Source organism: Herbiconiux oxytropis, assembly GCF_024979315.1.
GTDB classification, from domain to species: domain Bacteria; phylum Actinomycetota; class Actinomycetes; order Actinomycetales; family Microbacteriaceae; genus Herbiconiux; species Herbiconiux oxytropis.
In genome coordinates this window covers 66,686-92,883 of sequence record NZ_JANLCK010000012.1, presented here as the reverse complement: position 1 = coordinate 92,883, position 26,198 = coordinate 66,686, and the positions used below count along the sequence as shown (strand labels likewise).

Annotated in this window: 26 protein-coding genes; 20 read left to right on the top strand and 6 right to left on the bottom strand. The window is 70.8% G+C overall.

Features of this window, described 5'->3' with window-relative positions; translation table 11 throughout:
* The first annotated feature begins 3 nt into the window (after nt 1-3).
* The 11 genes from N1028_RS17195 to mutM all read left to right on the top strand — a co-directional run bounded on the left by N1028_RS17195 (nt 4) and on the right by mutM (nt 9,789).
* Nucleotides 4-1,020, top strand: a complete 1,017-nt coding sequence (locus N1028_RS17195) for a TIGR03842 family LLM class F420-dependent oxidoreductase (protein ID WP_259530639.1) — start codon at nt 4-6, stop codon at nt 1,018-1,020.
* Complete coding sequence (locus N1028_RS17190; RefSeq protein ID WP_259530637.1) at nt 1,017-1,952, top strand: ABC transporter permease; 936 nt, start codon at nt 1,017-1,019, stop codon at nt 1,950-1,952. The genes N1028_RS17195 and N1028_RS17190 overlap by 4 nt, the downstream gene beginning before the upstream one ends.
* Nucleotides 1,949-2,773, top strand: coding sequence for an ABC transporter ATP-binding protein (locus N1028_RS17185; RefSeq protein ID WP_259530636.1), 825 nt, complete (start codon nt 1,949-1,951; stop codon nt 2,771-2,773). The genes N1028_RS17190 and N1028_RS17185 overlap by 4 nt, the downstream gene beginning before the upstream one ends.
* Nucleotides 2,770-3,555: an ABC transporter permease gene (locus tag N1028_RS17180; protein WP_259530634.1), complete on the top strand. Its 786-nt coding sequence runs from the start codon at nt 2,770-2,772 to the stop codon at nt 3,553-3,555. Before N1028_RS17185 ends, N1028_RS17180 begins: the two co-directional genes overlap by 4 nt.
* Before the next feature lie 44 nt (nt 3,556-3,599).
* A complete protein-coding gene (locus N1028_RS17175) occupies nt 3,600-4,748 on the top strand; it encodes an ABC transporter substrate-binding protein (protein ID WP_259530633.1) in 1,149 nt (382 codons plus the stop codon).
* A 98-nt stretch (nt 4,749-4,846) separates the two neighbouring features.
* Complete coding sequence (locus N1028_RS17170) at nt 4,847-6,172, top strand: aspartate aminotransferase family protein (protein WP_259530632.1); 1,326 nt, start codon at nt 4,847-4,849, stop codon at nt 6,170-6,172.
* Between the two features lie 97 nt (nt 6,173-6,269).
* Nucleotides 6,270-7,217, top strand: coding sequence for a LysR family transcriptional regulator (locus N1028_RS17165; protein WP_259530630.1), 948 nt, complete (start codon nt 6,270-6,272; stop codon nt 7,215-7,217).
* Nucleotides 7,218-7,292: 75 nt separating this feature from the next.
* Nucleotides 7,293-7,784 (top strand): YceD family protein, encoded by a 492-nt coding sequence (locus N1028_RS17160; protein ID WP_259530650.1) that lies wholly within the window; start codon nt 7,293-7,295, stop codon nt 7,782-7,784.
* A gap of 54 nt (nt 7,785-7,838) precedes the next feature.
* A complete protein-coding gene (rpmF, locus tag N1028_RS17155; protein WP_259530629.1) occupies nt 7,839-8,042 on the top strand; it encodes a 50S ribosomal protein L32 in 204 nt (67 codons plus the stop codon).
* 29 nt (nt 8,043-8,071) lie between these two features.
* Nucleotides 8,072-8,779: a ribonuclease III gene (rnc, locus tag N1028_RS17150; RefSeq protein WP_375163430.1), complete on the top strand. Its 708-nt coding sequence runs from the start codon at nt 8,072-8,074 to the stop codon at nt 8,777-8,779.
* Between the two features lie 11 nt (nt 8,780-8,790).
* Nucleotides 8,791-9,789 carry a bifunctional DNA-formamidopyrimidine glycosylase/DNA-(apurinic or apyrimidinic site) lyase gene (mutM, locus tag N1028_RS17145; protein ID WP_259530628.1) on the top strand — a complete coding sequence of 333 codons (999 nt, stop codon included), beginning with the start codon at nt 8,791-8,793 and terminating at the stop codon, nt 9,787-9,789.
* Between the two features lie 116 nt (nt 9,790-9,905).
* Here the strand turns inward: mutM and N1028_RS17140 are convergent, their stop codons facing one another.
* Nucleotides 9,906-10,619, bottom strand: coding sequence for a YoaK family protein (locus N1028_RS17140; protein ID WP_259530627.1), 714 nt, complete (start codon nt 10,617-10,619; stop codon nt 9,906-9,908).
* A gap of 82 nt (nt 10,620-10,701) precedes the next feature.
* Between N1028_RS17140 and N1028_RS17135 the strand changes: the two genes are divergently transcribed.
* Complete coding sequence (locus N1028_RS17135) at nt 10,702-11,880, top strand: acetamidase/formamidase family protein (protein ID WP_259530625.1); 1,179 nt, start codon at nt 10,702-10,704, stop codon at nt 11,878-11,880.
* A gap of 67 nt (nt 11,881-11,947) precedes the next feature.
* A complete protein-coding gene (locus N1028_RS17130; RefSeq protein ID WP_259530624.1) occupies nt 11,948-13,615 on the top strand; it encodes an AtzH-like domain-containing protein in 1,668 nt (555 codons plus the stop codon).
* Nucleotides 13,616-13,668: 53 nt separating this feature from the next.
* On the opposite strand, the gene N1028_RS17125 is transcribed toward N1028_RS17130, so the two are convergent.
* A complete protein-coding gene (locus N1028_RS17125) occupies nt 13,669-15,342 on the bottom strand; it encodes an Ig-like domain-containing protein (RefSeq protein WP_259530622.1) in 1,674 nt (557 codons plus the stop codon).
* Between the two features lie 129 nt (nt 15,343-15,471).
* Between N1028_RS17125 and pucG the strand changes: the two genes are divergently transcribed.
* The 3 genes from pucG to N1028_RS17110 are packed head-to-tail and all read left to right on the top strand — an operon-like array spanning nt 15,472 to nt 18,940.
* Nucleotides 15,472-16,710, top strand: a complete 1,239-nt coding sequence (gene pucG, locus N1028_RS17120; RefSeq protein ID WP_259530621.1) for a (S)-ureidoglycine--glyoxylate transaminase — start codon at nt 15,472-15,474, stop codon at nt 16,708-16,710.
* Nucleotides 16,707-18,092 (top strand): allantoate amidohydrolase, encoded by a 1,386-nt coding sequence (locus tag N1028_RS17115; protein WP_259530620.1) that lies wholly within the window; start codon nt 16,707-16,709, stop codon nt 18,090-18,092. The genes pucG and N1028_RS17115 overlap by 4 nt, the downstream gene beginning before the upstream one ends.
* Nucleotides 18,089-18,940, top strand: a complete 852-nt coding sequence (locus tag N1028_RS17110; RefSeq protein WP_259530619.1) for a MurR/RpiR family transcriptional regulator — start codon at nt 18,089-18,091, stop codon at nt 18,938-18,940. The genes N1028_RS17115 and N1028_RS17110 overlap by 4 nt, the downstream gene beginning before the upstream one ends.
* 172 nt (nt 18,941-19,112) lie before the next feature.
* On the opposite strand, the gene N1028_RS17105 is transcribed toward N1028_RS17110, so the two are convergent.
* Complete coding sequence (locus N1028_RS17105; protein ID WP_259530618.1) at nt 19,113-19,763, bottom strand: NADPH-dependent F420 reductase; 651 nt, start codon at nt 19,761-19,763, stop codon at nt 19,113-19,115.
* A 52-nt stretch (nt 19,764-19,815) separates the two neighbouring features.
* Nucleotides 19,816-20,430 carry a nucleotidyltransferase family protein gene (locus N1028_RS17100; protein ID WP_259530617.1) on the bottom strand — a complete coding sequence of 205 codons (615 nt, stop codon included), beginning with the start codon at nt 20,428-20,430 and terminating at the stop codon, nt 19,816-19,818.
* 22 nt (nt 20,431-20,452) lie between these two features.
* Here N1028_RS17100 and uraD point away from each other — a divergent pair, with 22 nt between their 5' ends.
* Both uraD and uraH read left to right on the top strand, forming a co-directional pair.
* Nucleotides 20,453-21,013: a 2-oxo-4-hydroxy-4-carboxy-5-ureidoimidazoline decarboxylase gene (gene uraD, locus N1028_RS17095; protein WP_259530616.1), complete on the top strand. Its 561-nt coding sequence runs from the start codon at nt 20,453-20,455 to the stop codon at nt 21,011-21,013.
* Nucleotides 21,010-21,357, top strand: coding sequence for a hydroxyisourate hydrolase (uraH, locus tag N1028_RS17090; RefSeq protein WP_259530615.1), 348 nt, complete (start codon nt 21,010-21,012; stop codon nt 21,355-21,357). Before uraD ends, uraH begins: the two co-directional genes overlap by 4 nt.
* Nucleotides 21,358-21,419: 62 nt before the next feature.
* Here uraH and pucL read toward each other — a convergent pair whose 3' ends face one another.
* Both pucL and allB read right to left on the bottom strand, forming a co-directional pair.
* Nucleotides 21,420-22,358, bottom strand: coding sequence for a factor-independent urate hydroxylase (pucL, locus tag N1028_RS17085; protein ID WP_259530614.1), 939 nt, complete (start codon nt 22,356-22,358; stop codon nt 21,420-21,422).
* Nucleotides 22,359-22,479: 121 nt separating this feature from the next.
* The gene (gene allB / locus N1028_RS17080) at nt 22,480-23,901 is read right to left on the bottom strand and encodes an allantoinase AllB (protein WP_259530613.1); all 1,422 of its coding nucleotides are present in this window, start codon (nt 23,899-23,901) and stop codon (nt 22,480-22,482) included.
* A gap of 74 nt (nt 23,902-23,975) precedes the next feature.
* Between allB and N1028_RS17075 the strand changes: the two genes are divergently transcribed.
* Together N1028_RS17075 and N1028_RS17070 are read left to right on the top strand one after the other, a co-directional pair.
* Nucleotides 23,976-25,037 (top strand): methylenetetrahydrofolate reductase C-terminal domain-containing protein, encoded by a 1,062-nt coding sequence (locus tag N1028_RS17075; protein ID WP_259530612.1) that lies wholly within the window; start codon nt 23,976-23,978, stop codon nt 25,035-25,037.
* An 84-nt stretch (nt 25,038-25,121) separates the two neighbouring features.
* Nucleotides 25,122-26,150 (top strand): intradiol ring-cleavage dioxygenase, encoded by a 1,029-nt coding sequence (locus N1028_RS17070; protein ID WP_259530611.1) that lies wholly within the window; start codon nt 25,122-25,124, stop codon nt 26,148-26,150.
* Nucleotides 26,151-26,198 lie beyond the last annotated feature (48 nt).

Genomic DNA, 26,198 nt, shown 5'->3' with positions numbered 1-26,198 from the left:
AACATGGATTTCGGCGCGGTCGTTCAGACCAATCCCCCCGCAGCACGCACCGTCGGCCTCGCGAAGCTCAGCGAGCAGTACGGATTCGACTACTTCTGGACCTTCGACTCGCACCTGCTCTGGCAGGAGCCCTACGTGATCTACAGCCAGATCCTGGCCGAGACGCACAAGATCAAGGTCGGCCCCATGGTGACCAACCCGGCCACCCGGGACTGGACGGTCACGGCCTCCGTCTACGCGACTCTCAATGAGATGTACGGCAACCGCACGGTCTGCGGCATCGGCCGCGGCGACTCCGCGGTGCGGGTCACGGGCGGCGCGCCCACCACGCTGAAGTCGCTCCGTGAGTCCATCCACGTCATCCGGGAGCTCGCGAGCAGCCGGGCCGTGGAGTACAACGGCCAGACCCTGCAGTTCCCGTGGAGCCACGGCTCCGAGCTCGAGATGTGGGTGGCGGCCTACGGCCCGCTCGCCCTCAAACTCACGGGCGAGGTCGGCGACGGCTTCATCCTGCAGTGCGGCGACATCGACATCGCCACGTGGATGATCGAGACCGTGCGGACGGCCGCCTCGAACGCGGGCAGGAATCCGGATGAGATCAAGTTCTGCATCGCCGCCCCGATGTACATCGGTGACGACTGGGAGCACATGCGCGACCAGTGCCGCTGGTTCGGCGGCATGGTGGGCAACCACGTGGCCGACATCGTCTCGAAGTACGGCACCGACAGCGACGTGCCGAAGGCTCTCACCGAGTACATCAAGGACCGCGAGGGCTACGACTACAACGAGCACGGCCGCGCCGGCAACTCGCACACGGCCTTCGTGCCCGACGACATCGTCGACCGCTTCTGCGTGCTCGGCACGGCGAAGGAGCACATCGAGAAGCTCGAGCAGTACAAGGAGATCGGCGTGACCCAGTTCGCCGGCTACCTCCAGCACGACAACAAGGAGGAGACCCTCCGCGTGTACGGCGAGACCGTGATGCCCGCTCTCCGAGACCACATCACGGCCAAGGCATGACGGCAGCCCCCGGATCGAGCACGCGGGCGAAGCCGCCCCGGCCGAACGACGCGCCGCGCGGCAACGCCGCCCTGAAGCGTGTGGCCTTCGGCGTGGGCGGCGTGCTGCTGCTCGTGGCCCTCTGGGAGCTCTACAAGGCGGTCGGGCCCGCCGAGGGCGTGGTGGTGGGCGATCTCACGATCCTCCCGCGCACCACCGATCTCGCCATGCCGCACGTGTGGGACATGATCACGCGCCTGTTCGGCGAGACCGGATCCGGCCGGAACGCCGTGCCGGTCTGGTCGGCGGTGCTCGAGGCCTCGGTCTTCACCCTCGGTGTGGCGGCCGTGGGCTGGGTCGTCGGCGTCGTGGTCGGTATGCTCCTCGCCGTGCTCATGCAGCGCTTCCGCACGGCGGAGTCGGCGGTGCTGCCCTGGATCATCCTCAGTCAGACCGTGCCGCTCATCGCGATCGCACCGCTCGTGCGCCGCTGGGGCTCGCAGCTCGAGTTCGGCGACTTCACCTGGGAGAACTGGATGTCGGTGGCGGTCATCGCCTCCTACCTCGCGTTCTTCCCGGTGTCGATCGGTGCACTCCGCGGACTCAACTCGCCCGACGCCAACCACGTCGAGCTCTTCCGCAGCTACGGGATCGGCTGGTGGAAGACGCTGATCCGGCTGCGGCTGCCCGCCTCGGTGCCGTACCTCCTGCCTGCGCTCCGGCTCGCCGCGGCCAACGCCGTCATCGGCACGGTCGTGGCCGAGGTCTCGATCGGCCTCCGCGGCGGCATCGGCCGCATGATCATCGAATACGCGCAGCAGGCCTCCGGCGATCCCGCCAAGACCTGGGCGCCCATCTTCGGAGCCATCGCGGTCGGCCTCGTCGCCGCCGGCTTCATCGCACTGCTCGGAGTCCTGCTCCGTCGTTACCGCAGAGGGGAAGTGCCCGCATGAGCGACGCACCCGCAGCATCCGCCGCCGTCGAGGTCGTCGGGGTCGACAAGATCTTCGTGGGCAAGAAGAAGGCCACCGTCACGGCGCTCGAGAACATCGACCTCACGGTCGCGCCGGGGGAGTTCGTCTCGCTCATCGGCCCCTCGGGTTGCGGCAAGTCGACGCTTCTGCGCCTGATCGCCGACCTGGATGCGCCGACCACCGGCGCCATCACGGTCTTCGGCAAGACGGCCCGCCAGGCCCGGATCGACCAGGAGTACGGCATCGCCTTCCAGCAGGCCGGCCTCCTGCCCTGGCGCACGGTGGCGGGCAACATCGAGCTGCCGCTCGAGCTGCACGGCGTGGCCGGGCCCGCCCGCAAGGCGCGCTCGGCCGAGCTGCTCGCCCTCGTGGGCCTCTCGGACTTCGCCGAGAGCTACCCGGACCAGCTCTCCGGCGGCATGCAGCAGCGCGTGGCCATCGCCCGTTCGCTCGCCGAGAGCCCGCGCCTGCTGCTCATGGACGAGCCGTTCGGAGCCCTCGACGAGATGACGCGTGAGCGCATGCAGACCGAGCTCGTGCGCATCACCGCCGAGACCGGTGCCGCGGTCGTGTTCGTCACGCACTCCATCCCGGAGGCCGTGTACCTCTCCAACCGCGTCGTCGTCATGTCGCCTCGCCCCGGGCGCATCCGCGACATCCTCACGGTCTCGCTCGGCTCGGCCGCCGAGCGCACCGATCAGCTGCGCGAGAACGAGGCCTTCTTCGAGAACGTGAGCCGGGTGCGCGAGCTCCTGCACGGCGAGGCCCCCGTGGGCATCCGCGGGGTCGAGACGCGATGAGCACCACCACCCCGCGACCGGGAACGAGCGCCCGCACGGTGCTCGCGCCCGTGCTGCTCGGCGTCGTGGCCCTCGCGCTCTGGCAGCTGCTCATCGTGGTGTTCGAGGTCAAGCCGTTCATCGTTCCCGGCCCGCTCGCCATCGGCGAGCAGTTCGGCAGCAGCTTCGGCACGGTGCTGCAGGGCGCCGTGGTGACGGGCGGCAACGCTCTCGTGGGACTCGTGATCGGCGGCGTGCTGGGCATCCTGTTCGCTGTGATCGCCGCGCTCATCCGGGTGATCGACGAGCTGAGCGCCGCCGTCATCGCCGCACTCGCCGTGGTGCCGATCGTGGCGCTCGCGCCCGTTCTCTACACGATGTTCGGGGCGGGAGCCGAGACGGCCAGGCAGCTGGTCGCCGCGATCGCCGTCTTCATCCCCGTGTACATCAACACGCTGCGGGGCCTTCGCCAGGTGCGCCCGGTGCACCGCGACCTCATGCACGTCTACGCGGCATCCGCCTGGCAGCTCACGCGCACCGTGACGGTGCCTGGTGCCCTGCCGTTCATCTTCACCGGGCTCCGGATCGCGTCGAGCCTCGCCGTGATCTCGGCCCTCATCGCCGAGTACTTCGGCGGGCCCGTCGGCGGCCTCGGCAAGTCGATCACCTCGGCCGCATCGTCGTCGAACTACCCGCTGGCCTGGGCCTACGTGCTCGGCGCCATCCTCGTCGGACTTCTCTTCTACTGCGTCACCCTCGGCATCGAGAAGTTCGCCACCCGGCACTACAAGCCGAGCACCTAGCCGTTCCACCCCGCACCATCCGCAGCACCACCAAAGGAGGAAGCATGAAACACAGCACTCGACTCATCACCGGCGTCGGAGCGCTCGCCGTCTCGGCACTCGCGCTCGCCGGCTGCTCGTCAGGAGGCACCGACGGCGGTTCGACCGACTCGGCCGACGGCGAGCTCACCCCCGTGAGCCTGCAGCTGCAGTGGTTCTCGCAGGCGCAGTTCGCGGGCTACTACGCGGCGCTCGACCAGGGCTTCTACGAGGAGGAGGGCCTCGACGTCACCATCCTCGAGGGTGCCGCCGACATCGTGCCGATCGACGTGCTGACCGGTGGCGACGCCGACTTCGCCATCTCCTGGGTGCCCAAGGTGCTCGGCTCGATCGAGCAGGGCGCGGCCGTCACCGACATCGCGCAGATCTTCGAGCGATCCGGCACCACCCAGGTCTCGATGAAGGAGGCGAACATCACGAGCGCCGCCGACCTCAAGGGCAAATCGGTCGGCAGCTGGGGCTACGGCAACGAGTGGGAGCTCTTCGCCGGCATGGGCAAGGCGGGTGTGGCGCTCGACGACATCTCGCTCGTCTCGCAGGCGTTCGACATGAACGGCTTCCTCGCCGGTGACATCGATGCAGCCCAGGCGATGACCTACAACGAGTACGCACAGGTGCTCGAGTCGATCAACCCGGCCACCGGCGAGCTGTTCCAGCCCGATGAGCTCAACGTGATCGACTGGAACGAAGAGGGCACTGCGATGCTCCAGGATGCGATCTGGGCCGACAGCGACCGCCTCGCGGACGACGCCGACTACGCCGACACCGCGGTGAAGTTCATCAAGGCCTCGATCAAGGGCTGGGCGTACGCCCGCGACAACCCCGAGGAGGCCGCGACGATCGTGACCGAGTCGGGCTCGCAGCTGGGCGAGAGCCACCAGCTCTGGATGACCAACGAGGTCAACAAGCTGATCTGGCCCTCGACCTCCGGCGTCGGCACGATCAACCAGGACCAGTGGGACCAGACGGTCGGGATCGCCATGGACACCCCCAACGAGACCGGCGCTACCGTCATCACCGAAGAGCCGCCGGCGACCGCGTTCTCCAACGAGTACGTGGAGAAGGCACTCGCCGAGCTCGAGGAGGAGGGCGTCGACGTCATCGGCGCCGACTACGCCCCCATCGAGGTCACCCTCAACGAGGGCGGCAACTAGCCCCCCCCGATCCGTCACTTCGTGCCGCTTCGACGGCGTCTGAGCGGCACGAAGCGACGGATCACCCATCCGCACGACCAGAAGGACAGGCACCACCCATGACTCTCGACCCCTCCGACGGCCAGCTCACCCGTGAGCTCGACAAGGCCCATGTCTTCCACTCCTGGTCGGCCCAGGGGGCGCTGAACCCCATGGTGATCGCCGGTGGCCTCGGCTCCACCGTCTGGGACTTCGAGGGCAACGAGTACCTCGACTTCTCCTCGCAGCTCGTCAACACCAACATCGGGCACCAGCATCCGGCCGTGGTCTCGGCCATCAAGGAGCAGGCCGACATCCTCACCACGGTCGCCCCGGCCCACGCCAACCTCACCCGTGGCAAGGCCGCGCAGCGCATCCTCGACCGCGCCGGCTCCTCCTACGACAAGGTCTTCTTCACCAACGGCGGTGCGGATGCCAACGAGAACGCCATCCGCATGGCCAGGCTCTACACGGGGCGCGACAAGGTGCTCTCGGCCTACCGCTCCTACCACGGCAACACCGGGGCCGCCGTGGTGGCCACGGGCGACTGGCGCCGCGTGCCGAACGAGTACTCGCGCGGCCACGTGCACTTCTTCGGGCCCTTCGCCTACCGCTCCGAGTTCTGGGCCACGACGCCCGAGGAGGAGTCGGCCCGCGCGCTGCACCACCTCGAGCGCATCATCCAGGCCGAAGGAGCCTCTTCGATCGCCGCCATCCTGATCGAGACCATCCCCGGCACCGCAGGTGTGCTCGTGCCCCCGCCCGGCTACCTCACGGGTGTCAGAGCCCTGGCAGACCGCTACGGCATCGTGCTCATCTTCGACGAGGTCATGGCGGGCTTCGGCCGCACCGGCGGCTGGTTCGCCTTCCAGTCGCTCGCCGAGCAGGAGGGCGGTCTCGTGGAGCCCGACCTCATCACCTTCGCCAAGGGCGTCAACTCCGGCTACGTGCCGGCGGGCGGCGTGATCATCTCGCCCTCGATCTCGGCGACCTTCGACGAGAGCGTGTTCCCCGGCGGACTCACCTACTCGGGGCATCCGCTCGCCATGGCGGCGATCGTGGGGGCGCTCGATGCGATGGAGTCTGAGGGCATCGTGGAGAACGCCGCACGGATCGGCCGGGACGTGCTCGGGCCCGGCCTCGCGGCCCTGGCCGCCAAGCACGCGGCCATCGGCGAGGTGCGCGGACTCGGCGTGTTCTGGGCGCTCGACCTCGTGGCAGACCCCGAGACGCGGGAGCCGGCGCCCGCGCCCGTCGTCGGCGCGCTCAAGGCGAAGCTCCTGTCGCTCGGGCTCCTGCCCTTCTTCGCCGACAACCGGCTGCACGTCGTGCCGCCGTGCGTGGTGACGGATGCCGAGGCCCAGCGGGCGCTCGCGCTCTACGACGAGGCGTTCAGCTCGCTGTAGGCGGGTCTCTGGAGGTGGTTCTCTGGAGGCGGTTCTCTGGAGGCCGTTCTCTGTAGTGCGGTCGGGCCGTCGTGCGTTCACGACGTAGGGTTTCTACATGGACGTACGACGGCTCGAACTCCTCCGCGAGCTCGCGGAGCGAGGCAGCATCACCGAGGTGGCCCGCGCCACGCACCGCACCCCGTCGGCGGTGTCGCAGCAGCTCCGGGTGCTCGAGCGTGAGGCGGGGCTGCCGCTCACCGAGAAGGCGGGACGCGGCATCGTGCTGACGGATGCAGGTCGTGCGCTCGCCCGCAGCGCCGCCGACGTCGCCGTGGCCATCGAGCACGCCACCGCGCTCTGGGACGAGTTCCGCAACGACCCCACGGGGGAGGTGTCGCTCGCGACCTTCCCGACCGGCGGCCAGATGCTGCTGCCCGGGGTCATGCGGCGGCTCGAGGCCGTCGGCGGCCTCACCCTGCACTGCTCGGACCGTGACCCCGAGAGCGACGACTTCCCGGCGCTCACCTCCGACTTCGACATCGTGCTCGCGCACTCCGCCTCCTCCGCCGCGGCGAACTGGCAGGCGAGCGAGATCGCGGCCGTCAAGCTCATGACCGAGCCGCTCGACATCGCGCTTCCGCCCGGGCATCCGCTCGCCGAGAAGGAGGAGCTGCTGCCCGAGGACCTGATCGGGGAGAACTGGATCGGGGTGCCCTGGGGCTACCCGTTCGAGCGCACCATCCTCGACATCTCGCAGGCCGCCGGCAGCCCCATGAACGTCGTGCAGCGCTTCGGTGACACGCGCGTGACCGAGGCCTTCGTGGCGGCCGGGCTCGGCATCGCCATCCTGCCGTGCTACACGGCCGGTGGCGCCTACCGCAGCGAGATCGTGCTGCGGAACCTGCACGGGATCGTCTCCGAGCGGCACATCTTCGCGCTCATGCGCCCCGACCGCGCCGAGCGGCTGGCTGTGCGCACCGTCGTCGACGCCCTGCGGGCCGAGGCCGCCGCGGTGGTGGCCGCGAACGTGCACCGGAACCCCGTGCCCCGGGAACGCGGGTAGAATCTCGCGGTGAGCACATTCAGGAAGACCCCTTACACGGTCAACGTGCGCGACATCCTGCACAAGCCCGGGGAGATGCGCGAGCACTCGTTCGACGTCGATGTGAAGGAGAAGCTCGGCGAGGGCCTCGTGGCCGTTCAGGCGGGCGAAGAGCTCCACGTCGACGTGCGTCTCGAGTCGGTGCACGAGGGCATTCTGGTGAGCGCGGAGGTCTCGGCAGACGCCGACGGGGAGTGCGGGCGATGCCTTCGCGACATCACCCTGCCTGTCGAAGTCGAATTCCAGGAGCTTTTCGCGTATTCTTCTGACGAAGCTTTTGATCATGAGGTGAAAGACGACCATGTCGACCTCGAATCTCTGATCAGGGATACGGTGGTGCTGTCATTGCCGTTCCAGCCGGTGTGTGAGCCGGATTGCCCAGGCCTCGACCCCGCAACGGGCGAGCGACTGGCCGAGAATCCCGCGGAGCCTGCACCCGAGCCGATCGACCCTCGCTGGTCGGCGCTCGCAGGGCTGGCGCACGACCGAGATGAAGTTTCCGAAGACACAGGCTCCGAGAGCAAATAAGCACGGAGTCTTGACCGCCGGTCGTGAGACCGACAGAGAAGAAGAGAGATAGTCATGGCCGTTCCGAAGCGGAAGCAGTCACGTTCCAACACGCACGCGCGTCGTTCGCAGTGGAAGGCCGAGATCCCCACGCTGGTCAAGACCATCGAGAACGGCAAGACCACCTACAGCCTCCCGCACCGCGCGAAGGTCGTCGAGGACTCGGCCGGCACCCCGCTGTTCATGGAGTACAAGGGCCGCAAGGTCGCCGACGTATAGCATCAGCTTTTCGCTGAAGGGTGCGATCCGTGTCTTCTGAAATCGAGGAGAGCAGGTCGCACCTTTTGGCGAGCCTGGAGATCTCGCTCGACCCCGAGCTGCTCGATCTCGCACTGACGCACCGCTCGTACTCCTACGAGCACGGCGGCATCCCCACGAACGAGCGGCTCGAGTTCCTCGGCGACTCCATCCTCGGCCAGGCGGTCACCGTCATGCTCTACACGAGCTTCCCCGACCTCGAGGAGGGCGAGCTCGCCAAGCGCCGTGCCTCCCTCGTGTCGACGGTCGCACTCGCCGAGATCGCCCGCACCATCGGGCTCGGGCCGCACATCAAGCTGGGGCGCGGCGAGGAGCTCACGGGAGGGCGAGACAAGTCGTCGATCCTCGCCGACACCATGGAGGCGCTCATCGGCGCCACCTACCTCGACCAGGGGCCGGACGTGGCGACGCCGCTCGTGCTGCGGCTCGTGGAGCCGCTCGTGCGCGACCCCCGGCGCTTCGGCGTGGGCATGGATCCGAAGACCGCTCTGCAGGAGAAGGCCGGCCGGCTCGGTTTCGAGGCACCGGTCTACTCGGTGGCGGAGAGCGGGCCCGACCACCGCAAGAGCTTCGTGGCCACGGTGAGCGTGGCGGGCGCGAAGAAACGTCAGCCCGTCTCCGCCACGGGTGCCGGGTCGAGCAAGAAGCAGGCCGAGGCCGAGGCCGCCGCCGCGGCGTTCGTGCTGCTCGGCGAGTAGGGGCGACTGGCGTGCCGGAGCTGCCCGAGGTCGAGGTCGTGCGCGCGGGGCTCTCGCCCGCGGTGTCCGGAGCGGTCATCACGGCCGTGGAGGTGTTCGACGAGCGGTCGCTCAAGCGGCACAGCCCGCTCGAGGGGGCGTTCGACGCGCTGCTGGAGGGGCGCACGATCCTGGGGGCGGGGCGGCGGGGGAAGTTCCTGTGGTTCCCGCTCGGGGACTCCGCCGGGCCGGCCGGTGCTCAAGCCCTTGTGACGCATCTCGGCATGAGCGGGCAGGTGCTGCTGCGCACGCCGGGCGTCGAGGAGGACGGGCTGCTGCGCATCCGGCTGCACATCGAGCATCCGGTGCAGGGGGAGTTCTGGGTGAACTTCGTCGACCAGCGGATCTTCGGGTCGATGGCGGTCGACCGGCTCGTGCCGACGGCCGACGGGCAGCCCGGTGGGTACTTCGGGGAGGTTCTCGCGTCCGGGGCTTCGGCGGCGTCAGACGATTCTGCCGCGTCGGCTGCGCTCGTGCCGTCGCAGGTGGCGCACATCGCGCGCGATCCGCTCGACCCGGCGTTCGACGAAGCGCTCTTCTTCGCCGCTCTCGGGCGCAAGCGCACGGGGATCAAGCGGGCGCTGCTCGACCAGACGCTCATCTCGGGGATCGGCAACATCTACGCCGACGAAGCCCTCTGGGCGGCGCGGTTGCACTACGAGCATCCGGCCGACCGGCTGACGCGGCCTCGCATGCGGGAGCTGCTCGCCGAGGTGCGGCTCGTGCTCGGCAAGGCCCTCGCCGAGGGAGGCACGAGCTTCGACGCGCAGTACGTAAACGTGAACGGGGCTTCGGGCTGCTTCTCGCACAGCCTCAACGCCTACGGGCAGCAGGGGAAGCCCTGCCCGCGCTGTGGCACGCCCCTCGTGCGCGAGGCCTTCATGAACCGCTCGTCGCACCTCTGCCCGCGCTGCCAGCGCCGTCCCCGAGCCCCCCGCGCGACGCCCGCCCCCGCCCCGCCCGCGACTTGACACTTCCGGTGCCTGAACTCGCCCACTTGACACAAGATGTGCCAAGTCGGCGGTTTTAGGCGCACCTTCTGTCAAGTCGAGGGGTGCTTCGGCGGGTCGGGCCGCCGGGTGGTGCGTCAGGGGGCGGCGGAGGCCTTCGGCTCCGACGCGTGCTTGACGTGGGCCGCGATGTGGCCGAGGAGGGCCGCCACGAGGGTGATGAGCGCAGCGGCAGCCACCCCCCAGCCGATGTGCAGGAGCAGGAGGAGGGCACCGACCGCCGCTCCGGCCGCGATCAGCACGATGGCCGCCGCACGACGGAACCACGGCTGCCCCTTGCCTCCCGCGAGCCGCGAGTCGGCCGCGAAGCCCGTGATGGTGGAGGTCACCACCACGGTCGTGACGTCCTTCACCGCGATGTGCCGGGCGGTGGCCGCCTGGATGCCCATGGCCGCGGCGAGGAAGAAGGTGATGAAGTACTCCCAGGGCTGGGGCGGAGCGCCGTCGGTGATGAACAGCGTCACCGCGAGCCCCGCCAGCACGATGCCGACCACGAGGAAGAGCCAGGTGGTGCGCGTCGTCCAGCCCGCCTTCACCGGGCGGAGGACGCGACCGCCGATGACCGCACCGAACATGAACGCGAACAGGGCGATCAGCGGCCCGATCCAGGGCAGATCGTCCGCCCCCGCGAGGGCCATGCCCAGGATGACGACGTTCCCCGTCATGTTGCCCGCGAACACCTTGTCGAGACCGAGGTAGCCGACGGCATCGACCACCCCTGTGGAGAAGGTGAGGGCGAGCATGAGGGCGAGGTGCAGCTTGTCGCGGTCGGAGCGGAGTCTGGTGAGCAACGGCCATCCTGTCGGTATGAGGTGAGACCTGAAACGTAGCCCGAGCGTTCTTCCGGGTGCAAACGGGCGATAACCTCTCGTCATGTCTACGTCTGCAGCACTGCAGCCCGGCACGGGCGAGATCAGAGCGACCGAATACCTGGCGGCGAGCCTCGACCACCTGCTCTGGGGGCGGCTTCCGTGTGCCACCGACCGGGCCGTGCTCGAGATCGACCCTGGCACCGAGGTCACGATCGACACGATCAGCCACGAGGGAGTGCTCGAGGACCAGGGGCGGGATCCCGCGGCGTTCTTCGCGGCGCACGGGGTGGAACGCGCCTTCGTGCTCGACGACGCCGTGGCGCTGGCCGCGTCGGAGTACCCGCGGAACGCATCCGATGGGCCGCACGTGGTGACAGGGCCGATCGCGGTGCGAGGGGCACGGCCGGGCGACCTGCTGAAGATGACGGTGCTCGAGACGACCCCGCGCGTGCCGTACGGCGTGATCTCGAATCGGCACGGTCGCGGAGCGCTTCCCGGGGAGATGCCGGCTGCGGAGGAGAACGTGAGCATCTTCGCCGACCTGAAGCACGCGCTCGACGGCTCGTCGTTCGGCACCCTGCCGCTCGTGCCGGGCGGGCAGCGGTCGGTGCGGTTCCCGTTGGCGCCGTTCCTCGGCATCATGGGAGTGGCCGTCGCGGGGGCTGAGCGGCCGCACTCGGTGCCGCCCGGGGCGCACGGGGGCAACATCGACATCAAGCTGCTGACCGTGGGGTCGTCGCTGTACCTGCCCGTGCAGGTGCCGGGAGCGCTCGCCTACGTCGGGGATCCGCACTTCGCGCAGGGAGACGGGGAAGTGGCGCTCACGGCGCTCGAGGCGTCGCTGCGGGTGACGATCCGGTTCGATCTGCTGTCGCAGGCGGATGCGGTGGCCGAGTTCGGCGTGCTGGCTGGGCCGCTGGCGTCGACGAGCGAGTTCCTCGTGCCCACGGGCATGGACGAGGATCTCGACGTGGCCGTGCAGAACTGCGTGCGGGCGGCGCTCGGCCTCCTCGAGGCGCGCTACGGCATGGATCGGGCGCTCGCCTACGCGTATCTGAGCGCGGCGACCGACTTCGACATCTCGCAGGTGGTCGACATCGTTAAGGGCGTGCACGCGAAGGTGCGGGTGGCCGACTTCGCGGGGGTGGCGGCGGGGGCCGCGCGGCACACCGGCGGCGGGATCGGCGCGGTGCGTCGAGGTCGTCATGGCGCGAACGGGTCGGAGGAGCGCCGTGGGTAGGCACGGAGCCGTGCCGGTGCCCGGGGGTTCGACCGGGAGGTGGACTGCGGACGGAGTCACCGGGTCGGTGAGCGTGACCGGCGTCGCCGAGCTCGAGCCCGCGGAGCTCGAGTCGCTGCTGGCGGCGTTCCACCACTACGAAGCCGCCCTCATGGTCGACGACGTGGACGTGCTCGACCGTTCGTTCGCGCCTGGTCCCGACACGCTGCGGGGTGACGCGAACGGACTGCTGGTGGGACACGAGCGGATCAGCGCGTTCCGGAGCGTGCGCGGGGGAGTCGCCCGGCGCACGATCACGGAGGTGCGGGTGCGGGTGCTCTCGCCGCAGGCCGCGCTGGTCGTGTCGGTGAGCGCCTTCGTGGCCGGCGGCTCCGGCCTGCAGACGCAGCTCTGGGAGCGGATCGCGGATGCGCGGCCCCGGCATGACGGCGGGGGTGACCATGGTGGGCGCTGGGTCATCACCTCGGCTCATGTCACCGGCGCACCGCCCGCGGTGAATCGTGCGATCTGGCGCGTCGCGGGGTCGCCGCTCGTGCCTGCGCTCCCGACGTCTTCCTCAGGGCCGCGGCCGCTCGAGGGGATGAGCGTGGCGGTGAAGGATCTCTTCGCCGTGGAGGGCTTCGCCGTCGGTGCAGGTGTGCCCGAGTACCTCGCGGGGGCCGCGGTGGCCGAGGTCGACGCGGAGGCCGTCCGGGCACTGCGCGCGGGCGGCGCCTCGGTGCAGGGTATCGCGCAGACGGACGAGTTCGCCTACAGCATCGCCGGCCGCAACGTGCACTACGGGACTCCGCCGAACGGCGCCGTGACCGGGGCGATCCCGGGAGGCTCCTCCAGCGGTCCGGCGTCGGCGGTGGCGCTCGGGCAGGCGACGATCGGGCTCGGCACGGACACGGGTGGTTCGATCCGGGTGCCGGCGTCGTATCAGGGGCTGTGGGGCATCCGCACCACGCACGGCGCCGTCAGCGCGACGGGGCTGCTCCCGCTCGCGCCAACGTTCGACACCGTGGGATGGCTCACGCGCTCGGCGGCGGCACTGCGCGCTGCCGCTGCCGCGACCCTCGGTGGTGCCGACGACGCGAGCGCGGACGGGGTGGGCCGAGTCGGCGGCGCGGCGCGCCTCGCGAGGCGGTTCGCCGTGTCGCGGGACATCGTGGCGAGCTGCGAGTCCGGCGTGCGTGAGGCGTTCGACGCGCTCATCCGGGAGCCCGCGATCCGGGGCGTGGATGATGCGCAGGGGAGCCCGCCGCTCGAGGAGGTGGACCTGGGCGACCTGGATGCCGTGTTCGCGGCCTTCCGGGTAGTGCAGGGGGCCGAGGCCTGGCGGCAGCACGGGGAGTGGGTGCAGGCGCACCCCGGCGTGCTCGGGCCCGACATCGCGGAGCGGTTCGACATCGCGGCGGCCGTGACCGCCGACACGGAGGCGGAGGCGAGAGCTGTGCTCGCCGAGGCTCGTGAGCGTTTCGATCGGGTGCTCGACGGGCGCGTGCTGCTGCTGCCGTCGGCCTCGTCGGCGGCGCCGGCGCTCACCGCGACGCCAGGCGACATCCAGGCTGTGCGGGCGGCCACCCTACGCATGACCTCGGTGGCGGGCACCGGCGGCTACCCGGCCGTCTCGGCGCCGCTGATGCGCGTGCCCGATCCGGTGGGCCTCTGCTTCGTCGGGCCTCGAGGCTCTGACCTCGCCCTCATCGACCTCGCGGCCTCGGTGGCCGCCGACCTCGGCCACCCTCTCTGAGGCTGCCGAGCGGGAGTAGGCGTCCGCACCCGGCAGGGTGCGGACGCCCGCCCTCACGGCGCCGTCACGGTGAACTCGACGGCGACCACGTTCGACACGGCTCCGTCCGGCCCACTGAGCCGGTAGCGGAAGCTGTCGGCGCCGACGTACCCCGCTACGGGGGTGTAAGTGAAGCGGCCGGTCCTCGCGTCGAGCTCGAGCGTTCCGTGAGCCGGCGGCGTGGTGCCTTGCTGGATCATCCAGCCGTCGGTGGGGGGAACCCGGTCATTGTCCAGCAGGCTCGAGGGGGAGGTGAGCGTCGTGTCGCTGGAGACCGTGTAGGCGTCTGCCGTGGCTTCGGCCGGCGCGACGACCGTCACAGCGATCGCCGCCGGGGCGCTCTCAGCCTTCGTCTCCGGGTTCACGGTGAGCACCGACACGGTGTCCGGGCCTCGGTAGCCGGTGTCGGGCGTGTAGCTGACCCAGCCGTAGGCATCCATCGTCGTCGTTCCGTGAAGGGCGCTCGACTTCATGGGCAAACCGGTCGCGTTGCTGCAGTGCTTCACCAGCTTGGTGACCTGTCCGGCGATGACGTTCTGGTTGTCGGAGCCACCCGGCAGCGCCGTCGGACCGCCCGCGGCCTCGGCGCTGCAGACGGGTGTGTCCGGTGTCACGACAGGTGCGAATGGCGCTGGTCTGGTGAGCTTGTAGAGGTTCGTGACCGGTCGCGTCATCCGCCGCTCACGGGTCGCCCCCTCGACGTACTCCAGTTCTGTCATCACCACGCCCAGATTGGCGACCGTGACGGGGAGTTCGGCGTCGGCGGGAGTGCCGGGCTTGGCCTTCGCCGTGAACAGGAAGCTCTTCGTCTGGCCTCCGGCCACGGCCACAGAGCACTGCTCGAGTGCTCGGGCGGTGACGTCGCACTCCGCGTCGGACGGGATGGACGCGATGCTCACGAGGTCGAATCCGTCACCGAAGCCGGTCTCGACATCGACGGGGGTGAGCGCCCGCCCCGCCGGATTCGTGACATCGACCCGCACGAAGTACTCATCGCCGGTTCCGGGGATCGGCGTCATGGAGCCGCGGGTCTCGACCTGGCCGAGCAGCGGGGTCGTCGGGAGTCCTGGGCTCACGAGGTGCTCGCGGACGTCGCCGGCTCCCGACGGTGCCGGTGCCTTCACGGGGTCGACGTAGGTGTAGCCGGTGCCGCACGGCATGCCCGACGCGTAGATCGCCTGGCTCAGGGTGCCCTTCTGGAAGAGCGAGTAGATGAGCACCCATGAGGTCCGTCCGTCTCTGAACTGACGGAAGATCTGCAGGGAGCCGCTCAACCGGTTGTTGAGGTAATGCCGCACCGTCGTGGTGCTCGTGTGACCTCCGTCGTCGAGATAGGTGGAGTAGCTCGTGCTGTCGTGTCTGGTCGCGTCTTGGATGAAATAGGGGGGCAGATACTGCTGATGAGGTTGACAGTTGGTGCCTCCGCTCGACCCGCTGCCGCCACTGCCGCTGCCGCTGCCCGTGCTCGTGCCGGAGCCGGTACCCGTGCCACCTCCGCCGGAGCACTTGGTGCCAGGAACTCCGCCCCCGTCGATGAACTCCTTCAGTCCGGGGCTGTAGCTGCAGTCGATCTGCATGGCTGACGCCGGCCCGGCGGGCGCCGCGAGCACGGGAAGGGTGGATGCGGCCAGAGCCGCTGTTGCGATGATGGCCACGCGCCATCGCGAGGGCTTGGAGGTGTGTCTCATTGATCTCTTCTGGGTCGGAGGGAAACAACACGAGGATAGATCAGTTTCGGCGGCGGCGATACCGAAACACGGCTGAAACACTTGTTTCGTAGGATGGGGGCGGAGAAACAGAGATTTCGAGGAGCCGTCATGTCCAGCCTGCCGATCAACCCGCCGCCGCGACTGCTCATGGGGCCGGGGCCCATCAACGCCGATCCGCGGGTGCTGCGAGCCATGTCGGCGCAGCTCGTGGGGCAGTACGACCCCGCCATGACCTCGTACATGAATGAGACGATGGCGCTCTACCGCGAGGTGTTCCGCACCGCGAACGAGCAGACCCTGCTCATCGACGGCACCTCGCGCGCCGGCATCGAGGCCGCGATCGTGTCGCTCGTGGCACCCGGCGACCGCGTGCTCGTGCCGATCTTCGGCCGCTTCGGGCACCTCCTCCGCGAGATCGCCGAGCGGGCCGGCGCCGAGGTGCACGTGATCGAGCGCGAGTGGGGCACGGTGTTCACCGAGGCCGAGATCGAGCGGGCAATCGTGGCCACGAAGCCCGCGCTCCTCGCGGTCGTGCACGGCGACACGAGCACCACCGTGGCGCAACCCCTCGAGGGCCTCGGCGCGCTGTGCGAGAAGCACGGTGTGCTCTTCTACACCGACGTCACCGCCTCGCTCGCCGGCAATGCCTTCGCCGCCGACGAGCTCGGGCTCGACGCCGTGACCGCGGGCCTGCAGAAGTGCCTGGGCGGGCCGTCCGGATCGGCTCCCGCCACCTTCTCGCCCCGGGCCGTCGAGGTGATCGAGAGCCGCAAGAGCATCGAGGCCGGCATCGCGAGCAGCGCCGACGAGATCGCCGCGAGCACCGACCGGCGCATCCGCTCGAACTACTTCGACCTCGCCATGATCTTCGACTACTGGGGCGCCAAGCGGCTGAACCACCACACCGAGGCCACGAGCATGCTCTACGGCGCCCGGGAATGCGCGCGGCTGCTGGTCGAGGAGGGCCTGGCGAACGCCGTCGAACGCCACCGACTGCACGGCACCGCGATGCTCGCCGGGGTCGGCGGTCTCGGGCTCACGGTGTTCGGCGACCTCGAGCACCGGATGAACAACGTCGTGGCCGTCGAGATCCCGGCCGCGGTGAACGGCGACGCCGTGCGCGGCGAGCTGCTCACCGACTTCGGCATCGAGATCGGGACCTCGTTCGGTCCGCTGCACGGCAAGGTGTGGCGGATCGGGACCATGGGCTACAACGCCCGGAAGGATGCGGTGCTCACCACGCTCGCGGCCCTCGAGCAGGTGCTGCGACGGCACGGTGCGCCGGTCGTGGGCGGTGGCGGCGTGGGCGCCGCGTACGACGTGTACCAGGATGCGGGGGCGGCGTGACGAGCGCGGACGACGCCGGCGGCGCATCCGGCGGCGTGATGAGCGCGGACGACGCGACCACCGCATCCGCTGTGCTCGCCCGCTGCGAGGAGCTCGCCACCCACAGCTCGATGCCCGACGGCCTGATCGAGCGGGTCTACCTCTCGAAGGAGCACGCCGAGGTCAACGCCCTCGCCGAGCAGTGGATGCGGCAGGCCGGCCTCACGACGTGGCAGGATGCCGCCGGCAACCTCTGCGGCAGGCTGGAGGGTGCGGTCGACGGGCTCCCTGCGCTCCTCCTCGGCAGCCACCTCGATACGGTGCCGGCGGCCGGCAGGTACGACGGCATCCTGGGGGTGCTGTCGGCGATCGCGGTGGTGCAGCGCATCCGTTCGTCGGGGCGTGCGCTGCCGTTCGCGCTCGAGGTCGTGGCGTTCGCCGACGAGGAGGGCACCCGCTTCGGCCGCGCCCTGCTCGGCAGCCGGGCCCTCGCGGGCACCTGGGACGACGCCTGGTGGGAGCTCGAGGGCGAGGACGGCGTGAGCCTCCGCGATGCCTTCACCGCCTGGGGCCTCGACCCCACGCGGATCGGCGACGCCGCGCGCCGGCCCGAGGAGTTCGTGGGCTACCTCGAGGCCCACATCGAGCAGGGCCCCTACCTCGAGGACGCCGACAAGGCCCTCGGCATCGTCTCGTCGATCGCCGGCGCCCGTCGCTTCATGATCACCGTCACCGGCAAGGCGGGCCACTCCGGCACCCCCTACGAGCGGCGGCGCGACGCGCTCGCCGGAGCCGCGGATGCCATCATCGCCATCGAGCGGATCGCCCGCTCGGCCCAGCTCATCGCCACCGTGGGGCACCTCGAGGTGTTCCCGGATGCGGTCAACGTCATCCCGGGCAAGGTCGAGTTCAGTCTCGACCTGCGCGGCGAGTACGACAGCGAGCGCGACCGCATCTGGGCGGTCATCCAGGGTCTGCTCACCGACATCTGCGGGCAGCGGAGGCTGAGCTGGTCGAGCGTCGAGACGCACTCGGCGCCCGCGGCGGTGTGCAGTGAGCGCCTGCGCGGGGTCGTGGCCGAGGGCATCCGCTCGACGGGTGACTCGCGGCCGATGTCGCTGTTCTCGAAGGCGGGGCACGATGCGATGGCGATCGCGTCGATCACCGAGATCGGGATGCTGTTCGTGCGCTGCGAGGGCGGGGTGTCGCACCACCCGGAGGAGTTCGTGACGGAGGCCGACGTGGCCGCCACGATCGACGCGTTCGAGGCGGCGGTGCTGGCGCTCGCGGCGTCGGAGTCGGCGTCCGCGGCGGCGTCCGTGGCGGCGTCGGCGTCGGCGTCGGAGTCAGTGTCGCCGGTGTCGGCGGATGCGGATCCCGCGGACGGGACGGCGGCGCCGTGACCGACACGGCCCCCATGAACATCGGGCAGCGGATCGACCGCTCCTACGGCGAGCTGTCGCCGCAGGAGCAGCGGGCGGCCGACTTCATCCTCGATCACCTCAGCGACCTCGCCGTGTACTCGGGCACCGAGCTCGCGCAGCGGAGCGGGGTGTCGAAGGCCACCGTGTCGCGGCTGTTCCGGCGGCTGGGGTTCGAGAACGCGCAGGAGGTGCGCGAGCACGCCCGCTCGCTGCGCTCGTCCGGCGCGCCCGTGGGCGGTGCGACCCCCGGTGCCTCTGCCGACCTCTCGGCGCATCTCGTGCGCGAGGTCGAGAACCTCCGGCGGTGTCTCGATGCCCTCGGTCCGGAGCGGCTGGAGCAGGTGACGGGGCTGCTCGTGCGCTCGCGCACGGTCTCGGTCGTGGGGCTCCGCAACGGCTACGCGCTCGCTCTGCACCTGCGCGAGCAGCTCACGCAGGGGCGCGACGGCGTGCTGCTCGTGCCGCAGCCGGGGCAGACGATCGCCGAGGAGTTCGCCGAGCGGGATGCGCGCGACGTGGCCGTGGTGTTCGGCTTCCGGCGGCGCCCGGAGGGCTTCGGGCGGATGCTCGCGGGCATCGCCGGTCGCGGGGTGCACGTGGTGCTGATCGGCGACGTCTCGGCCCGGCGGTACGCGGAGTTCGCGGACGTGTGGGTGGAGTGCCCGATCGACAGCGTCTCGCCGCTCGACAGCTATGCGAGCGCCATGAGCCTCATCAACGTGCTCGCCGCCAACGCGCTCGCGGCCCGCACGCGCGAGACCCGCACCCGCATCGCGGCCATCACGAGCCTCTACGACACCCTCGGCGAGCTCGAGTCCAGCCCCTGACAGGCCGTTGCTGCCTCGCGCGCGCTCGGTCGCGTTCTACCTCACGCTCGGGCGCTTTGGCGACTTGACAGTAGGTGCGCGAATAAGCGCCGACTTGGCACATCTTGTGTCAAGTCGGCGAGGTGGGGACGCGGGGGCGGCGTCGGCCGGCTGTGCGTCAGCCGGCCGAGCGTCAGCGGGTGGGCTCCGCGAGCTTGGCGCGGGCCTCGGGGGCCGTCATGCGCACGACGTAGGCCGGGCGGTCGCGCTCGAAGCGCCAGCTGTCGGCGAGGGAGCCTGCGTCGACCGCGTCGAAGCCGAACTCGTCGAGGAGGGCCGCGACCCGGGCCTTCGCGGCCTCGTCTTCGCCCGCGATCGGCAGGGCACGGCGGTCCGGCGTGCCGGCCGGGGAGCCCGTCGTGGTGAGGTCGGCGGCCAGGATGTTGTTGAACGCCTTCACGACGGCGGCTTCCGGCAGGTGCGCCTGCAGCATCTCCGACACGGTGGTCGAGCCCTGCTCGAGCGCGTCGATGCGCCCGTCGCGCTCCCAGTAGTAGTTGTTCGTGTCGATCACGATCTTGCCCGCGAGGGGTTCCACCGGAACCTCGAGGTAGTTCTTCAGCGGCACGGTCACCACCACGAGGTCACCCGCCGCCGCAGCCTCCGCCGACGTCGCGGCCGAAGCAGACGGCCCCAGCTCGTCGACGAGCTCCGTGAGAGTCTCGGGCCCGCGCGAGTTGCTCACGACCACGCGGTAGCCGTGCGCCACGGCGAGCCGCGCGAGCTGACCGCCGATGTTTCCGGCGCCGATGAATCCGATGGTGGTGGTTCCTGTACTGGTCATGCCGGGAGTCAACGCGGCGATGCGCGCAGGTGTTCCCGATCCGGGCAGGCGCTCAGCCCGGGGTGTCGACGTCGGAACCGCCGCCCAGGTCGCTGCAGTCGACCTCCTCGACCCCGTGCGCCCGCAGATAGGGCCGTGCCCCCTCGTCGCCGGCAAGCGCTTCGGTGAGAGCGGGCAGGTGCTCGGCGCCCACGACCACCGGATGCCCCGGCCTGCCCTCGTAGAACGCCTGACGCAGCGTCGTCGGTCCCGCCCCCTGGAGCAGCCTCCGCACCGCTTCGCCCTCGAGCTCCGGAAGGTCGACGAGGGTGATCGCCACCGCGGAGATCCCGGACACCGCAGTCAGGGCCCGCACCGCCGCGATCCCCGTCCGGAGCGAGGCCCCGAGGCCCTCCTCCCACGCCGTCGCGACGGCGATCCGCACGCGGCCCGCCGCGAGCTCGTCGGCGAATCCGGCGCGCAGCAGCTCGGCGGCGTCGTCGGCCGAGGCTCCGAGCACCACGACGACGGGATCGCACCCCGCCTCGAGGAGCACGCGCACCCCTCGGTGCAGCCAGCCCTCGCCGGCGGCGGGGACGACGAGGGCCTTCGGGCCGCCCATCCGCCTGCCCGCGCCTGCCGCGAGCAGGATGCCCGCCGCAGCGCCTGGAGCGGGGGGCGGGTTCATGCGCCCATCGTAAACTGAAGCCATGACGGAGACCGGCGACGTGCGGCACACCAGCGAGGCCGATCTCCGGGAGGCGCTGCGTTCGTGTCTCGGGGTCGAGCGGTTCATCGACGAGGTCGCGCAGCGGGCGCCGTTCGGCTCGAACGACGAGCTTCTCGCCGCAGCCGAGCCCGTGGCGGGCTCGCTGACGGCGGACGAGGTCGAGGCGGCGCTCGCCCACCATCCCCGTATCGGCGAGCGGATGCGCGGCGAGGGTCGGGCGCAGGCGTTCAGCCGCTCGGAGCAGTCGGCCGCCGAGGCCTCCGACGAGGGCCTGGCCGCCGCCATCGCCGCCGGCAACGAGGCCTATGAGGCCCGCTTCGACCGGGTCTTCCTCATCCGGGCCGCCGGTCGTGGCCGTGCCGAGATCCTCGCCGAACTCACCCGCCGCCTCGCCCTCGACGACACCGCCGAGCTCGCCACGGTCGCCTCCGAACTCCGGGACATCACGATGCTCCGCCTGGCGACCCTCTTCCCCCCGACGGCGACAAGACCCGCGGCAACCGCCCCCACCCCCACCCCCACGGAGGAGCCGACGCCATGACCGCCGCCCGCAGCCACGTCACCACCCACGTGCTCGACGCCACGATCGGCCACCCCGCCGCCGGTGTCCCCGTCATCCTCGAGCACGACGACCTCGGCAACTGGGTCATGCTCGCCTCGGCCGAGACCGACGCCGACGGCCGGGTCGAGCACTTCGGCCCCGAGGCGCTCCCCGCAGGCCGCTACCGCGTGACCTTCGACACCGCCACCTACTTTCACGAGCAGGAGATCAAGGCCTTCTACCCCGAGGTGCACATCGTCTTCGAACTCTCAGACCCCGCGGCCCACTACCACGTTCCCCTCCTCCTCAGCCCCTTCGCCTACTCCACCTACCGGGGCAGCTGACCGGCGCCCACCCGCCCCAACAATACGAACCCGGAGCGCCCACCCCGAGCAACGGAATACGACTACGCGAACCCGCCAGCGACATCCCAAGCAGCCCCCGCAGCAGGAGCGTCGTCCCGCAGCACCGAAGCCTGAATGAGCCCATAGGGCCGATCATCGGCATTGAAGACCTCGTTGCGGTTCTTCAGCCCGAACGGCGCCAGATCGTAGAGGAAGTGGTGCTTGTTGGGCGCCGACATCCGCAGCTCCACGATCATCGGGAACCGCTCCAGCACGGCCTTCCCCATCTCATAGAGCGTCTGCTGCAGCGCGAGCGAGTGCAGCGTGGCGAACACCTCGACCATGGTCTGCTTCACCCCCGCGTAGACGCCCTCCCAGTCGAACCCGGCGGATGATTCGAGGGCGGCCGATTCGAGGGCGGCGGAGTCGAACCGCCACTTGGCCTCGAGCGACGTCGCCATGATGCGGTCGCTCGTGGGCTCGAGCAGCGTGTACTCGTCGGTGAGGAAGTCGTGGAACTCGGAGCCCGTCGTCTTCAGCAGCACGAGATCCTTGAACCCGCCCACCACCCAGGTGCGCTGCGCGTCGCCCTTCCCCTCCACGGTCACCGCCGCGGTGCGCACCTCCTGGCCGCGCCGCACGAAGGTGAAGTCGTGCTCGGTGCCGTCGACGACCACGCGCTCCCAGGCGTACTCCTCGATCTCGATCCTGGCGCCCGTGACGGGCTCGACGTCGTCGACGAAGTGCCGCGCGAGCTCGAGGCCGTAGGGCTCGATGGAGGTGAGGCCCTTCTCCTTGGCGTAGGCGTAGGCCGTCTGCTTCTGGGTGTCGGTGGGCAGCACGGCGCTCTGGTCGCCCACGAGGTGAGCCGGGTCGAACGCGCCGCGGAGGGCTGTCGAGACGTTGACGTCGTGGATCTCGTGCCGCGGGCTGTCGCGGTAGATGCGCACGACGCGGTTCTCCGCCTTGCCGTACTGGTGCGGTCCGAGGACGATCGCCATGGTTCCCTGCTCACTGCGCGCCTCGGTCGGGCGCGCGATCCCAGTCTGGCGGCGTCAGGGTGTGACGAGCGGCGGATGCGACGTGCCGGCCCCGGAATTTACGCCCAATTTACGTGGGGGCTCAGACGCTGGAACCGCTCCCGAGCCGCTCGAGCAGACGACCAGCGGGGGCTGCAGCCGTGCCAGCACCGGAGCCAGCACGTGCACCCGCACCGAGCTGGTGCACGACCTCGCCCGCGAGCCAGGTGGTGTGCACGACCCCGTGGAGCGTGCGCTGGTCGTAGGCGCTCACCGTGTTGCGGTGCTCGAGCGCATCCGCCTGCACCACGAAGGACTCGTCGGGGGCGAACGCCACGAGATCCGCGACCCGGCCCACGGCGATGCCGCCGCGGTCGTCGAGCCCCACGAGACGTGCGGTGGCCTCGCTCATCCAGCCGAGCACGCGCTCGAGGCCGATGCCGCGCTCGTGCGCCGCGGTCCAGACCGCCGGGAAGCTCACCTGGAGCCCCGAGATGCCGCCCCAGGCCTCCTGGAACGAGCCGTCGCCCGCGAACTTGAGCTCGGCGGTGGAGGGCGAGTGGTCGGAGGCGATGAGGTCGATCGTGCCGTCGACGAGGGCCTCCCAGAGCAGGTCGCGGTTGCCCTCGTCGCGGATGGGCGGGCAGCATTTGAACTGCGTGGCGCCCGCCGGGATGTGCTCGGCGGAGAACGAGAGGTAGTGCGGGCACGTCTCCACGGTCAGCGGCAGCCCCTCGGCCTTCGCGGCGCGGATCTGGTCGAGCGCGCGGGCGCTCGAGAGGTGCAGGATGTGGGCGCGGGCACCCGTGGCGCGCACGCCCGCGATGACGTGCGCGATGGCATCCTCTTCGGCGAGGTCGGGGCGGGTGGACACGAAGGCGAGGTAGTCGCGGGCGTCGGCGTGGTCGGCCGTGTCGATGTCGGCGGCGGGTGCGGAGCGGTCGAGCACGTCCGGATCCTCGGCGTGCACGAGGAGGAGGCCGCCGAAGCCGGCGATCTCCTCGAGCGCTGCCCGCAGCTCGGCGCCCGAGAGGTGGGGGAACTCGTCGACACCCGAGGGCGAGAGGAACGCCTTGAAGCCGAAGACGCCCGCGTTCCAGAGCGGTTCGAGTGCGCCGAGGTTCGAAGGCACGGCGCCGCCCCAGAAACCCACGTCGACGCTCGCCTGGGGGCCGGCGGCCGCGCGCTTGGCCTCGAGGCCCTCGAGGGTCGTGGTGGGCGGGATGCTGTTGAGCGGCATGTCGACGATCGTCGTGACCCCGCCGGCCGCGGCGGCCCGCGTGGCGGTCGTGAAGCCCTCCCACTCGGTGCGGCCGGGCTCGTTGACGTGCACGTGCGTGTCGACGACGCCGGGCACGAGCACCTGGCCCTCGGGCAGGGTGACGACGGCGTGCGCGGGCACCTCCTCGTCGTGCTCGGCGAGGGCCGCGATGACGCCGTCGCGCACCGCGACGACGGCCGGTCGCCAGGCGCCGTCGATGAGCACGGCGTCGGCACGGATGGCGAGATCGTAGGTGGTCGACATGCTGGAAGCCTAGGCGAACCGGGTCGACCCGGGCCGGAAACAGAGCCGACACACGGCGTGGCTAGCATGGGCGCATGAGCGCGCCGGACGCCCCCGCATCGTGTCCAAAGCAGATGCACTTCGGGCCCTGCGGAGGGGTCGAGCAGGGCGGCACGTGCGAGGTGGAGGAGTTCGCCTGCGTCTTCCTCGAGACACCCACCGTGCGCTGGCCGGGTGCAGAGGCGGCCCTGCCGGCCACCGAGCCCACCTCACCCGCCGTCGCGATGCGGGCGCTCATCGCCACTCGGCAGATCGTGGTGGCCGACTTCCCGGCCCGGGCGCTCGACGCGCGCTCCCTGGCCGACTGCGCGGGGGCGCTCGCAGGCCGGGTCGACGCCGCCCTCGCGGGGGATTCCGGCCGGAGCCGCGTGCAGTTCCCGCCCGCCTACCGCGCCCACCTCATCCGTGAGGCCGGGCTCGCGGTGTGGACGGGCCTGAACTGCCGCGACCGCAATCGCGTGGCCCTCGAGGGCGAGCTCGCGGGGCTGACCGGCGCCGGCGCATCCGCTGTGCACTGCGTGACGGGCGACCACACGCTGACCGGTGGGCGGCCTGACGCCCAGCCGGTGTTCGACCTCGACTCGACCGAGCTCGCCGCCCTCGCGCGCCGGGCGGGCCACCTCGTGTCGGTGGGGGAGTCGCCGTGCACGCCGCCGACGGATCGCCGGGCGGCGCGACTCGCCGAGAAGGTGCGGGCGGGTGCCGAGGTGTGCTTCGTCAACCACGCCGGCGGCGCCGAGCCCGTGCGCCGCTTCATCGGCGAGAGCCACGAGGCGGGGGCGGCTCCTGTCTTCGTGGCGTGCGTGCCCGTGGTGCTCGACCGGGGGAGTGCTGCCCTTCTGCGCTCGTTCACCACGCTCGTGCTGCCCGAGGGCTTCCTCGAGGGCATCCTCGACGCCGCCGATCCCCATCGGGCGGGTCTGGATGCCACGACCCGGCTGTGCGAGGAGCTGCTGCAGGTCGAGGGCGTGGCCGGGGTGAATCTCTCGGGCGGCGCCGCCGACGGCGCAGAGGTGGCGTTCGCCGAGGCGATGGGGGTGGTGGCCGACCGGCTGGGCCTGAACGCGGGCGGGGCGGCGAGCCTTCCAGACTCTTAGTCGGCTCATAGCCCGCCCATCGGAGGCTGCCTGACGTCCCGCACAGGATGGCACGAATCAGTCAGACGACCCGAGCGAGGCGACATGAGCAGGATCCCCGAACCAGAATCCACCCCCCGAGGCCCGGCCTACGAGGGCCGGCTCCTCGACCGCGCCGACGAGGAGGTGGTCGACCAGGGTGCCGCCTTCGACATCCGGACCCTCGTGAGCCGCCGCACGGTGCTGAGCGTCTTCGGGCTGGGGGTGGGCGTCGTGGCGCTCGCCGCGTGCACGACCGACACCGGTGGCGCGGCACCGTCGGGAACGGCCACGGATGCCGCGACCGGCACTTCCACGAGCGCCACCGGCGAGATCCCCGACGAGACCGCTGGCCCCTACCCGGGCGACGGATCGAACGGGCCCGACGCCCTGGCCGACTCCGGCATCGTGCGGAGCGACATCCGCTCGAGCATCGGCGGCGGAACGACCGCCGAGGGGGTGCCGATGGCGCTCGCGCTGACGGTGCTCGACTCGGCGAACGGCGACGTGCCCTTCGCCGACGTGGCGGTCTACGTCTGGCACTGCGACGCCGCGGGCGGCTATTCGATGTACTCCGACGGCATCGAGAACGAGACCTACCTGCGCGGGGTGCAGGTGGCCGACTCGAGCGGCACCGTGTCGTACACCTCGATCTTCCCCGCCTGCTACACCGGCCGCTGGCCGCACATCCACTTCGAGGTCTACCCGACCCTCGACGACATCGGCGACTCGGCGAACGCCATCGCAACCTCCCAGGTGGCACTGCCGCAGGACGTGAGCGAGACCGTCTACGCCCTCTCGGGCTACGAGGGCTCGACAGGGAACCTCGCCCAGGTGAGCCTCGACTCCGACAACGTCTTCGGCGACGACGGCGGCGCCCTCCAGCTCGCCACGGTGACCGGCGACGCGACCTCGGGCTACCGGGCGGCGCTCACGGTGCGGGTCGACACCACGACCACCCCCACTGCCGGCGCCGCTCCCTCCGGCGGCGGCGGTGCCGGTGGCGGTGGCACCCCGCCCTCCGGCGGCCAGGGTGGCACCCCACCCACCGGCGGGCAGGGCGGCACGCCGCCCGACGGCGCCCCCGGTCAGTAGCCCTATCCCTCTCCGACACCTCCAGAAAGCAGGCATCACCATGGGAAT